Annotated in this window: 7 protein-coding genes; 5 read left to right on the top strand and 2 right to left on the bottom strand. The window is 48.6% G+C overall.

Annotated features, from left to right (window positions below; translation table 11 throughout):
- Positions 1-124 precede the first annotated feature (124 nt).
- From KNO98_RS08710 to KNO98_RS08720, 3 genes are all read left to right on the top strand, one after another.
- The gene (locus tag KNO98_RS08710; RefSeq protein ID WP_026826655.1) at positions 125-595 is read left to right on the top strand and encodes a competence protein ComK; all 471 of its coding nucleotides are present in this window, start codon (positions 125-127) and stop codon (positions 593-595) included.
- A gap of 86 nt (positions 596-681) precedes the next feature.
- Complete coding sequence (locus KNO98_RS08715) at positions 682-3,750, top strand: efflux RND transporter permease subunit (protein WP_214700509.1); 3,069 nt, start codon at positions 682-684, stop codon at positions 3,748-3,750.
- 127 nt (positions 3,751-3,877) lie between these two features.
- The gene (locus KNO98_RS08720) at positions 3,878-4,288 is read left to right on the top strand and encodes a hypothetical protein (RefSeq protein WP_026826653.1); all 411 of its coding nucleotides are present in this window, start codon (positions 3,878-3,880) and stop codon (positions 4,286-4,288) included.
- Between the two features lie 28 nt (positions 4,289-4,316).
- Here the strand turns inward: KNO98_RS08720 and KNO98_RS08725 are convergent, their stop codons facing one another.
- Together KNO98_RS08725 and KNO98_RS08730 are read right to left on the bottom strand one after the other, a co-directional pair.
- Entirely contained in the window at positions 4,317-4,706 is a 390-nt protein-coding gene (locus tag KNO98_RS08725; protein ID WP_026826652.1) for a hypothetical protein, read from the bottom strand.
- Positions 4,707-4,761: 55 nt separating this feature from the next.
- On the bottom strand, positions 4,762-5,142 hold the full coding sequence (locus KNO98_RS08730; RefSeq protein ID WP_214700510.1) for a truncated hemoglobin: 381 nt from the start codon (positions 5,140-5,142) through the stop codon (positions 4,762-4,764).
- 158 nt (positions 5,143-5,300) lie between these two features.
- Here KNO98_RS08730 and addB point away from each other — a divergent pair, with 158 nt between their 5' ends.
- Positions 5,301-8,738, top strand: a complete 3,438-nt coding sequence (gene addB, locus KNO98_RS08735; protein WP_214700512.1) for a helicase-exonuclease AddAB subunit AddB — start codon at positions 5,301-5,303, stop codon at positions 8,736-8,738.
- Entirely contained in the window at positions 8,716-12,333 is a 3,618-nt protein-coding gene (addA, locus tag KNO98_RS08740; protein WP_214700514.1) for a helicase-exonuclease AddAB subunit AddA, read from the top strand. The genes addB and addA overlap by 23 nt, the downstream gene beginning before the upstream one ends.
- The last annotated feature ends 30 nt before the right edge of the window (positions 12,334-12,363 follow it).

Below are 12,363 nucleotides of genomic sequence, written 5' to 3' on the forward strand. Positions count from 1 at the left end.
TCAAAACCAGCCAAGAAACGGCTGGTTTTTTCATGGGAAATAGACGAAAGCCGATTTGCGGGACGGACAAAACCCTGGTATGAATGACATGTAAGTTATTACATACGTTATGGGGGATGAAAAGATGAGTAGATTGACCAATGAAACGAGAGCTTTAATTCCTGTATTTAACGAGTTTGGAGAAGCGGAGACACTTGTGTATCAACCTGAAGGTGTGATGCGAGTGAAAGGGTCACCAATCGACAATCTTGAACATGCGTGTTTGTACTACGGATCGAGCATTCAAGGTCGGATTGAAGCAGCTCGACATGTGCTCGGACCGCATCGAAAGACACCTGTCGTGATGGATTGGCACGCGGACGCGGTTTTCTTTCCGACGATTGCAAAGGAAAGTCCAGACTGTGCATGGATCAATTTTCAGCACGTGACGGCAATTAAGAAAGACGGAAAACAGACGCTCATTCAATTTCTGACGGGTGAGTCGGTTAAAGTTCAAGTTTCCGACCATACGGTGTCGAGACAGAAACAACGGTCAATCGAATTATCGTACGCGTTTCAAAAACGTTTCCATGACAGCACATTGCAGCACGCTTAAGGATTGAATTCAATGAAGAACCCCTCTATGATGAAGAAGAGATATCATATGTGTATTTGCACATCTTCCGAAAGCGAGGGGTTTTTATGTTTTTTGAAAAAATGATTGAGCGAGGGAAACTGGTCATCGTGTTTCTTCTCGTCGCAATCGTTGTAGGTGTGCTGACGTTCTTCCAGCTGCCTAAGCGAGAGATCCCAGAAACGGGAATCAATATCGTGCTCGTTCAAACGCCATATCCTGGTGCGACAGCAGAAGCAGTTGAACGAAATGTTACCGGTGTATTAGAGGAAGAACTGCGTAGTCTAGAGGGTGTAGAGAATGTGACGTCGATCTCGGCTTCAGAGTTCTCAAACATCACGGTCGAATATGCGGACGGGACCGACCAAGCAGAGTTTCAGGCGAACGTCCGACAAGCCTTGTCGGATGCGACACCTAAACTTCCGGAGAACGCGCTCGCGCCAACGGTCAATGACTCGCTCGGTCAGTTGCCGGTCGCATCGTACTTATTGACAGCAGATGATCGTTCATCATTCGAGGATGTACGATCAGACATCGAACAATTAGAATCGAAACTTCTTCGAACAGATGGCGTGACAGGAGTCACCATCAAGGGGTTACCAGAGCAGGAATACGTTGTGTCACTCGACTCTGAAGAGCTGAGTTCACGTCAGCTTGCCTTCCCGGATGTCTTGACGGCCATCAACGAAGAATACAAAACGACACCGCTCGGTCGTCAATCGACCGATGAAGGCATCTACCAACTAGCGATTGACAACTTGACGAATGTAAACGACATGGAGCAAGTGATCGTTGGGTCATTCAACGGAGAAGCGGTCTTACTAGAAGATGTCGGAACGGTCGAAGAGACAGCAGAAGGTGTAACCGATCTCGTTTCTGTAGACGGAAAGCCGGCTGTTTCGATTACAGTTCCGATTGAATCAGGGTTGGATATTCCGACGATGCAAGATCGTGTCAACGATGTGGTCGAGGATGGACTCGGTGATTTAGACGGGTTTGATCTCGTTCCATATTATGAGCAGGCGAAAGCGGTCGATGCAATCTTCTCTTCATTGACACGTGAATTCATTATCGCCATCATCGCCGTCATTGCCGTGACGACGATTGGTCTCACGTTCTCTGGCTCAATTATCGTCAGTCTGGCAATTCCGTTGTCATTTTTGATCGCCTTGATTCCATTACAGTTTACTGGGGTTGATTTAAACCAAATCTCGATTATCGGGGCAATCATCGCCTTGGGGATCTTGGTCGATGATGCGATTGTCGTCAACGACAATATTTTAAGGAGATATCGAAGCGGAGATTCTGCGATGGTCGGGGCGGTCCGTGGAACGAAAGAAGTATGGGGTTCGATTGTCACGTCAACACTTGCAGTTGTTTTCGCATTCCTCCCGCTCACTTTGCTGTCTGGAGCGAACGGAAACTTCATTCGTGCCTTACCGACTGTCCTTGCGCTCTCTGTTCTAGCATCGATGGTCATCAGTTTGACGCTCGTGCCGATTGCACAGTATCGCTTGAACCGTAAAGAAGTGAAAGTGTCGAAACGTGAACCGGGTTGGCTCGGTGGACCGCTCAACCGACTCAGTAATTTCTATGCCGACCGCCTCTTACCGAGTGTAGCGAAACGTCCATGGACGTTTGGGATTGTAGGATTTGTCATTACGACAGCTTTATATGGATTGATTTTACTCACGCCGTTCGAGTTCTTCCCGGCAGCAAACCGTCCAGAAGTCGTGACGAGTGTGACGTTCCCGGTACAAACGACTTTAGAAGAAACAGAAGCACGTCTTGAAGAAATTGAAGCGAGGTTCCAAGAGGAGGAAGGTGTCGTCGAGACATCCATCTTTGCGGGAGGTGGACTTCCTGGTCTATTCACGGGAGGACTCGATCAGTCCGGTGAAAACTCAGGACAAGTCATCGTACGTGTCGATAATGATTCAATCGATGCTATCGAATTGATTGATCAATATACGAACGAGTTGCGTGAAGAATATCCTGATGCCGAAATCTTCTTAGACACGCAACAGCAAGGACCTCCTGCGTCGGCACCTGTCGAATTCACGATGCGAAGTGAAACGATTGATCAGCTCGTGGCTGCACGTGACCAAGTGAAGGCCGACTTGGAAGAAATTGATGGGGCGATTGTCCTCGATAATATTAAAGAACCGTTCCAAACACTCACATACGAATTGAATCGTGAGGAAATGGCACAGGCCGGCGTGACGGCCAAAACAATCAGTGACCAAATTCGTCTCGTCACAGACGGGGTTCCGATTGGTACATTCGATGACGGGGTGGAACAACGTGACGTGAAAATCGTCATCGATGCTGAGGCGAACCGCGAAGCACTCGCCCTTGACGAGATTTTAGTTCCTGTTGAAACAGAAGCAGGTCCACCTGTTGCTCCACTCAGCACGTTTGTGACGGAGACGACAACGGAACAAATTCAACAGATCCCTCGCGAGAACGGGGAACGTTCGGTCACACTCCAAATTTATGCGAGTGAGGGTATGGACGAGGATGCGTTCAAGCAAGATGTCGAGCAAGTGTTGGAAGATGCGAAGTCTGGGTTAGACGATGAAGGAATCACATTTGACCAGACCGGAGCGAGTGATACGCAAAATGAGTTCTTCTTAGAGCTTGCGACATTGTTTGTTGTCGTCCTGTTCTTGATTTACTTGATTATCGCATTCCAGTTCAACTCACTCTCACTACCATTACTCGTCTTGTTCACCATCTATCTCGCGATTGCTGGAGCGGTCGTCGGATTGTTCGTGACACAGACGCCATTCAGTTTCATGGCATCGATGGGGATGGTATCACTTGCGGGAATCGTTGTACGAAACGCGGTCGTCTTGTTCGAGTTTATCGAACAGCGTATTCGTGAAGGCTTACCGGTCACGACCGCTGTATACGAAGCAGGACGTGCTCGGATTCGTCCGATTCTCTTGACAGCGCTCACCGCAGTCGTCGCCCTTTTACCTGTCGCATTAGGTGACGATCCGCTCTTCAAACCGCTTGCGATCGGAATCGTGTCAGGGATTCTATTCTCGACTGTGTTAACCTTGGTGCTTGTCCCGGCGTACTACCTGATTTTGGCGAAACGTCGTCATAAGGACAAACCATTTACAGAATGATTTAGCTTGAAGATGTGATGCCGTATGGTGTCACATCTTTTTTTGAACCATTTGTCACATGTTTTGTGAGATGTTGTATGGGTATAATTAGAAGAGAGGTTTTGAACAGTATGGGAGGGAATTGAAGATGAACGATTCATATACTTGGCTCAATCGCCGCAAAGTACGACCAGCGTACAGTGTGACTGGGAGCCGCTCATGGTCAAGTGAGCGTGTCGTTAGACCCGATCGTGCACGTGGAAAAATGGTACGCGATGTAAAGCGAGTACGTCGTCCGTACGTGGACGAATACGGCAATCGGCGTTGGACGACGGGACGCGTGGTCGTGACGGATGCGTCTCGTAACGCTCGAGCGAACGGACACGGAGACACTGCCGTACAGTTAGAGTTCTCCACACCGACGCCATACGAACGTGTGAAAGAGATGATTCCTACGAAACGTGTGCTCGTTCCGGTCGTTGCTGGACTCGCGGTCGTCGGTGGAATCGCCGGTGTCGCATATGCGCTTCGTAAAAAGAAACGAAATAAGAAGAAATAAAAAAATCGCCGAAAATTCGGCGATTTTTTTATTTAAAGCGTTCAGCGAGGATGCGCTCGAGTTCACGTTGCCCGAGTTCACGCATTTCTTCTTCGTTCTCTTCATCGTATGCATCGTCAGAGAAGCGGCCGACAAATTCAACTTTGCCGTTTCCAAGTTCACGGAACACTAAGTTTTTGCGATCGTTGTAAAAGACGACACGATATTCACGGCCATTTTCGTGGTCGTAGTTGAAGACGCCTTTGATGTGGTCCATGTTCTTCTCTTCCGGCTGTTTCTCATCATCGTCCTCATCCTCTTCAGCATCTGCTGCTTCGGCTGCTCCTTCTAGTGCATCGGCGAGGACTACCGTTTCTTCTTTTTCTTCCGTTTCCTCTTCTTCAGATGAAACGACTTCTTTTTTTTCTTCTTCTGTCATATGAAACGACCTCCTTTACTTACTTTCCTATCATACCCACTTTTTATAGTTGTGACTACTCAAAATGATGCGAGCAAACTCGAACAACATTCGAAGATGACATGATCAATCGTTGAAACAGCTGGCGCTTGATCGATTCCGGGGCATCTACGGTCTTGAGTGCTTGCTCCATGCAACCAAGCCAATGACCGGCGTGCGTCTCAGAAATCGGATGTTCATGATGAATCATAGCTAAATTCCCACCGCCACGGCGTTCTGAATATAATTTTGGACCACCGAGCAGCTGTGTTAAAAATTCAAATTGATGTTGTTTGACCCGGGCTTTGTCTTCAGGAAAGAGCGGCAGTAAAATCGGGTCGGCATAGACGAGGTCATAAAACGCGTCGACAAGTTGTTGAACACCGCGTTCGCCTCCAAATTGTTCATAGGCACTCACATATATTCCCCCTCATACGTTCAGTCTAATCGATTTCGGGAAAAAATGGGAATGATGAAGGTTATGACTTTTTTGACTAAGGTTCAAGGGAGGTTTCCCTCTACAAATGAGGAGAGATGGTTCATAATGAAGAAAAAAGGGAAGGAGTGTTCGCTAAAATGACAGTAACCTTTCACGTTGGTCGATCGGGAACGGGAAAAAGTGAGCAGATGATCGATGAGGTCATTCAGGAACTGAAGCAAAACCCGAGCGGACCGACGATTTATATGATCGTGCCGGATCAAATGTCGTTTGAAATGGAAAAGAAGATGGCAATGGTAGACGATCTTCGTGGTTCGACTCGTATTCAAGTTCTTTCGATGCGTCGTCTCGCTTTCTTAATGATGCGGGATGCCGGCGTCGCGACAGATCAATTTTTAGATCAAACCGGAACTCATTTGTTGTTGCGGAGGGTCGTCGAGATGAGCGAGGAACGATTGACCTTGTTCCGGCGTACGATGAATCAGTTCGGCTTTTACGAAGAATTGAATCAATTGATTTCCATGTTGAAGCGTGGGCTTGTGGAACCGGAGCACTTGTTGCGGTTAAGTGAACAGGCGCAGCACCGTGCTTTGAAGTTACAGGACCTTTCCATCATTTACGAAGGATTTTTAAAGATGACGGAAGGCAAGGCACTCCATGCGGAAGATTATTTCAACGTCATGTTGCAGATCCTGCCGGAAACGGATTTGACGGGTGTACGTGTCTATGTGGACGGGTTCAATGAATTTTCGGAGCAGGAATTGGCAGTCCTTGTCGCACTTGCGGAAAAAGTGAATGTCGATGTGTTGCTTACACTTGATCCTGTTTCGATGTATCGTCTCGATCCATTGTTTGGCCCGACACAACGGACGCTCATGCGTTTCAAAGAACTGTTGACAGAACGACAGATCCCTTCTCGAGACGAGCTGTATGATACCGTCTATCGTTACACGCATCCGAGTCTCCGTTATCTGGAGGCTACATTCGATCAATTGACTGCAGAACCTTACACTGGTTCAGAGAATCGGATTGATCTACATGCCGCAGTCGACCGGACCGTCGAGGTGGAGGCGGCCGTTCGGGAAGTCATTCGACTCACTCGTGAAGAAGGATATCGTTACCGAGACATCGCTCTTGTCTCACGTTCTCTCGAGGAATACGGAGATTTGGCAGCACAAGCGTTACAAAAGATGGGGCTGCCGTACTTCCTTGATGAACGGCAACCGATGCTTGACCATCCTCTCGTCGAGCTGTTAAAGGCGGCAATCGACATTGCTTTACGCGGCTATCGGGAGGAACCCGTCTTTCGGGCGCTGAAGACGGAACTCGTCGTCCTTGACCCGACACATCGCCGTACGTCCGTCGATCGTCTCGAAGCGTTCGTGATTGAGCGAGGAATCAAGCACTATCACTGGCATGACGAATGGCAATTGCGTCGTCGTATGGGCGAAGAGGCACGACTCACGAGCGAAGAGCTAGACGTCGAAGCAGACTTGAACCGTTACCGAGCACGAGTCATCGATACATTTGATCCATTGCTTTCAGAATTAAAGCAAGCGAAGACAATGCAAGCTTATACGCACGCCATGTTTGCCTTTTTAGAACGTGTCGGCGTATCGGACTGTCTGACCCATTGGCGCGATGAGGCGATTGAAGAAGCACAATTAATCGAGGCACGTGAACATACTCAAGTTTGGGACGCGGTGTTACATTTACTTGAACAGTTAGAAGCAGCAGCTCCAGAAGAAACGTTGTCTACAGACCTGTTTCTTCAAATGATGGATACAGGTCTGGATAGTCTCCGCTATGCTCTCATCCCACCTTCGCTTGACCAATTGACTGTGACGGACTATGTTCGTGGGCGATTGATTGATAAAAAAGTTGTGTTCCTACTCGGAGCGAATGAAGATCAAATCCCTCTCGTCACGACACAGTCCAAGCTGTTGACCGACCATGACTTAGATTTCATGCATGAGAATGGACTACGTGCCGGGAAGGCGACGGAGCACTTATTCGATGATGAAACGTATTACTTATATAAAGCGGTGACGGTACCAAGTGAACGTCTCTATATTAGCTATGCTCTAGTTGACAGAACGGGTAAGGCCGTTCAACCGGCCCGCTTCATAGCAGATTTGAAAACGCGTCTGCAACAAAACGTCATTAAAACACATTTCGCTGAAGCTGGAGAACATCGGCCACAGGACCAATTCGCTTTCTTGACGAACGTGAATCAGACGGCAGCCGTCACGGCACTGGAGCTTCAGCGTTTAAGTCGTCATTATCCGATTCAAGATATGTGGTTTGGCGTCTATAACGAGCTGTTGAAGCACCCGGATGGACGTGAACGCTTGCAACTTTTGACGAGCGCCTTGTTCTATCAAAATATACCAAAATCGCTAGACGACCACGTCGCACAATCATTGTACACGCCATCGATTCGAGCGAGTGTTTCGCGACTGGAGACATTCCAAGCTTGTCCGTTCAAACATTTCGCGAGTTATGGGTTACGTTTGAAAGAGCGGCGATTGTATCGACTCGAAGCACCGGATATCGGAAACCTCTATCATCGGACGATCGAACATATGTCGCAGACGGTGAAAATGGATGGAAAACAGTGGCGGGATGTCTCACCAGATGAGTGTATGAACCTAGCCGAGCAGGCGGTGGAACTCGTGACACCTGAGATTCAGCACGCCATTTTAATGAGTTCGAACCGATACGCGTATTTGAAGAAAAAATTGACAGACGTCGTCAGTAAGACGGCAGAAGTGTTAATTGAACAGTCGAAACGAGATGGCTTTGACCCACAAGCGTTTGAACTTGCATTCGGGAGCGGTCAGTTCCCACCCGTATCATTTACATTGTCAAATGGGGCGACATGTGAACTAGTCGGTCGCATCGATCGTGTCGATACAGCGATGATCCATGACCAGCTTTACGTTCGAATCGTCGACTATAAGTCGAGTAAACATGAAATTGATTTCGCTGAAATATACTACGGTCTGGCGATGCAGATGCTCATCTATTTGAAGGTATTGATTGAACAGGCAGAGGCATGGACGAAAGAGAATGTAGCACCTGCTGCCGCCCTCTATTTCCATGTTCATCGACCACTCGTACCGCCCGCGAGTTCCGAAGAAGAGACACGTCAAAAGGTATTAGAGTCATATCAGATGCAAGGATTGCTCATAGACGATCCACAAATCTTAGAGGTGATGGACCACTCTGCGAAGGGATCGTCGAAAAAATCAATCGTTATCCCAGTCAAATATAAAAAAGATGGCACACCTGATGCCAATACGCTGAAGAAGATTGTCACGACGCCTCAACTCGAACAGTTGATGGATCATGCATTTGACGTCGTCAAAGCGAGTGCAGAGGAGATGTATGACGGCAAAATTGATGTAGAACCGTATGAGTATAAAGAGCGGCGGCCCTGTCAGACATGTCCGTACCAAAGTGTTTGTCACTTTGACGAGGCACTCTCGAATGAGCCTCGTAAATTGAAGAAGCTCGAGAAAGAAGAAGTATTCCAGGAGTTAGGAGGCGATGACCGTGAAATGGACGAATGATCAGTTCGCCGCGATTGAAGCGAGGGGAAGCCATGTGCTCGTTTCGGCTGCGGCAGGTTCTGGTAAGACCGCGGTCCTTGTCGAGCGGTTATCTAGCCGATTGCTTGACGAGACGGATGAGCTCACGGCAGACCGGATGCTCGTCGTTACGTTTACTAATGCAGCGGCTGCAGAGATGAAACGACGCATCGCAAAGGCGCTTGAAGAGGCGTTACGCGACGACCCGACGAATGAATACGTCCGGAAGCAACGGCAGATGTTGAACCGGGCGCTCATCACGACCATCCACTCATTTTGTTTAGAAGTGATTCGCGAGAATTACTATCTATTAGACTTAGACCCGGCGTTCAAGATTGCGGAAGAACGTGACCTCGTCCTGTTGCAGGACGACGTATTAGAAGAGGTGCTTGAAGAGGAGTACGGGAAACAAGATACCGATTTCTTTTCTCTTGTCGATGCGTATACGTCAGATCGCGGTGATAGCGAAATCGAGGACTTGGTTCTCGGAATGTACCACTATGCGCGTACGCTCCCAAATCCAGACGCCTATTTAGATAATCTCGTATCTATGTATACGTTCGGAGATGACCCTGACGAAGAGGCGATTTTAATCGAATTTGGTCAGATGTTGTGGCAAGATATCGAAAAGGCGGTACGGGAACTTCGGAAGCTTGAAGCGGAGCTTCGGGTCGCCGGTTATGAACCACAATCGGACAATGTTCGTCAGGCGATTTTTCCGTTTGAACAACTTGAAGGGGAGACAATTGTCTGGAGTGAACTCGAGACGGCGGCTCGTGCGATGAAGTTTGGAACGATGAAGGCTGTTCCAAAAAAAGAGGAGCACCAGATTTACCACGAGGTCCTCAAACCAGCGTACGACCAGGCGAAGAAAAAATTGACGACAGTGGTCGAGCAGGCGCGTGTTAGTGGGGCGGACTTATTAGAGAGCGTCTCGATGCAACAACCTCTCGTTGAAACACTCGTCCGAACCGTCCGTACATTCGGTCAAGCATATGAGCAAGCAAAGCGTGAACGGGCTTTCGTTGACTTCAGTGACTTGGAACATTATGCGCTCGCCATTTTACGACAAGATGGGGGACCGTCCGATGTCGCTGCGCTTTATAAAGAACGATTCGCTGAGGTACTCGTTGATGAATACCAAGATACGAACGAGATTCAAGAAACGATCATCAATTTGGTCGCAAATGAACGAGAGGAAGTCGGGAACTTATTCATGGTGGGCGACATCAAACAATCGATTTATCGATTCCGCCATGCAGAACCGGGTCTTTTCATCGATAAGGCGACGCGATTTAGACAAGCGGGTACAGGGAAACGAATCGACCTTTCTCAAAACTTCCGTAGTCGCAGAGAAGTCCTCCACGGGATTAATGACTTGTTCGTTCAGCTCATGGATGAAGAGGTCGGCGAAATCGCATATGACGAGGCAGCACAACTTGTACCGGGACGTGAGTATGAACCGATTCCAGCGGACCCAGAATTCATTTTGGTCGACGGGGAGAGTCGTGAGTTATCGAAGCAAGAGGTAGAAGGTCGGGCGATCGCAACCCGAATCTTAGAACTCGTATCGGGAGAAGAACCGTTCAAGGTGACGGATGAAGAGACCGGACAACTTCGAAACTGTGAGTATCGAGACATCGTGATTCTCGTGCGTTCGAAAAAAGAACGAGTCGAGCAGTTGATGGATATTTTGACACAGTACAACATCCCGGCTTACACCGATTCGGATGGTGGATATTTTCAAGCGACTGAGATCCGTATGATTCTTGCCCTCTTGAAAGTGATTGACAACCCGCTACAAGACATCCCTCTCGCAGGTGCGCTTCGTTCACCGATGTTCCGTTTCGATGACGGTGAGTTGGCACGAATCCGACTCGAATCCGACGATTCATTCTATGAGGCACTCAAAGCAAAGGCAGATGACGATGATGAGCTTGGGGTGAAATGTGGAGAGATGCTCGACCGACTATCCCGTTGGCGCACCTATGCGCGAAACCATAGTTTGTCTGAATTGATTCAACAGTTATTCAATGATACCGGGTTTTATGACTTTTCAGGTGGATTGCCTGGAGGAAAAGGACGGCAAGAAAACTTGAAGGCGCTCTATGACCGCGCCCTCTCCTATGAACGTAGTGGCTATCGTGGCCTTTATCGCTTCTTACGCGTGATGGACCGTCTGCAGGATACCGGTGAGGACTTGTCAGAGGCACGGTCACTTGGTGACGAGGAGAACGTCGTTCGCATCATGACCGTCCATAAATCGAAAGGTCTCGAGTTCCCGGTGACGATCGTCGCTCAGCTCGGAAAACAATTCAATAAACGTGATCAGATGCAACGTGTCATTTTCCACAAGCATTACGGGATTTCACTGGATGCAATCGATGTGGTGACGCGTACAAAGTCGGAAACATTTGTGAAAGAGATGATTCGACGAGATTTAGACGCGACGATGAAAGCAGAAGAGATGCGTGTTCTTTACGTCGCTTTGACGCGGGCGAAAGAAAAACTGATTCTCGTCGGAACGGTAGGGGAACCGGTCAAACATCTCCAACAGTGGCTCCAGGTCGAACAATCCGGGGAGCTGTTGGCTAGTGAGGCGAGACGAGAGGCGAAAACGTACTTGGACTGGATTGCTCCGGCGCTCTTGCGATTGCCAAGCGCTTCGACCTTCATCGAGTCCTTCGGCTTCACAGTTCCCGCTTCATTTCATGAGTCGACCTCGTGGATGTACCGCATGATTGGTGTACCGGATCTTGCGGAGATTGCGACACTGCAAGAAATGATGGCTCAACTGCATCATGTCCAAAGATTTGAAGCAATCGATTTCCCGATTCAAAACGAAGAAGTGACGATACGTACCGTCCATCAGGCTTTGAACTACGCATACCCTTCTCAAGATGCGGTGCGCACGGCAGCGAAACAAACAGTGACCGAATTGAAACGGGCGATGCAACTTGAACAAGCCGCCTTTGAAGACCCGGTCCGACCGGTCGATACGCCTTACCGAGAACCAAAATGGCGTCAAGTCAAACAGACCGGTGCCGAACGAGGGACGACGTTACACTTGATTTTCCAATTAGCGGACCCAAGCCAACCGATTGTCGATCAAATCAATCGGTGGGAGATGCAAGGGATGCTTAGTCCAGTCGAGGCCGAGACGGCACGCCTCGCACTCCCTGATGTTGAGGCATTTTTCCAAACGGAAGTCGGGCAATCGCTCGCCGGTGCAATCGAGCGGGGAACCGCATGGCGAGAGTTGCCATTCACCTACACGGTACCGGCCGAGCGAGTCAATCCGAATGGACAGTTCACGGATGAACATGTATTGATTCAAGGGATTATCGACTGTCTGTATTTTGATGGGACCTCTTACGTCCTTTTAGACTATAAATCAGATGCCGTTGTCCATTTATCTGAGTCTCGTGAAGAGGCACATAATCGACTGCGGGATCGCTATGCAATTCAATTGCAACTGTATCGAGAGGCTATTGAAACGATTTGGGATATTCGTGTCGAGCGGACCTTGATTTATTCGCTTGATTTACAGGAAATCGTGACCGTGTCGACCAAATAAATGAGAATACATGGCGAGCGATGTCAGCTA

Source organism: Exiguobacterium sp. s57, assembly GCF_018617685.1.
In the GTDB taxonomy this organism is placed as follows: domain Bacteria; phylum Bacillota; class Bacilli; order Exiguobacteriales; family Exiguobacteriaceae; genus Exiguobacterium; species Exiguobacterium marinum.

Excerpts from the sequence above, each read along its gene's own strand:
- KNO98_RS08710 (WP_026826655.1), top strand. The coding sequence starts at position 125 with ATGAGTAGATTGACCAATGAAACGAGAGCTTTAATTCCTGTATTTAAC.
- KNO98_RS08715 (WP_214700509.1), top strand. The coding sequence starts at position 682 with ATGTTTTTTGAAAAAATGATTGAGCGAGGGAAACTGGTCATCGTGTTT.
- KNO98_RS08720 (WP_026826653.1), top strand. The coding sequence starts at position 3,878 with ATGAACGATTCATATACTTGGCTCAATCGCCGCAAAGTACGACCAGCG.
- KNO98_RS08725 (WP_026826652.1), bottom strand. The coding sequence starts at position 4,706 with ATGACAGAAGAAGAAAAAAAAGAAGTCGTTTCATCTGAAGAAGAGGAA.
- addB (WP_214700512.1), top strand. The coding sequence starts at position 5,301 with ATGACAGTAACCTTTCACGTTGGTCGATCGGGAACGGGAAAAAGTGAG.
- addA (WP_214700514.1), top strand. The coding sequence starts at position 8,716 with ATGACCGTGAAATGGACGAATGATCAGTTCGCCGCGATTGAAGCGAGG.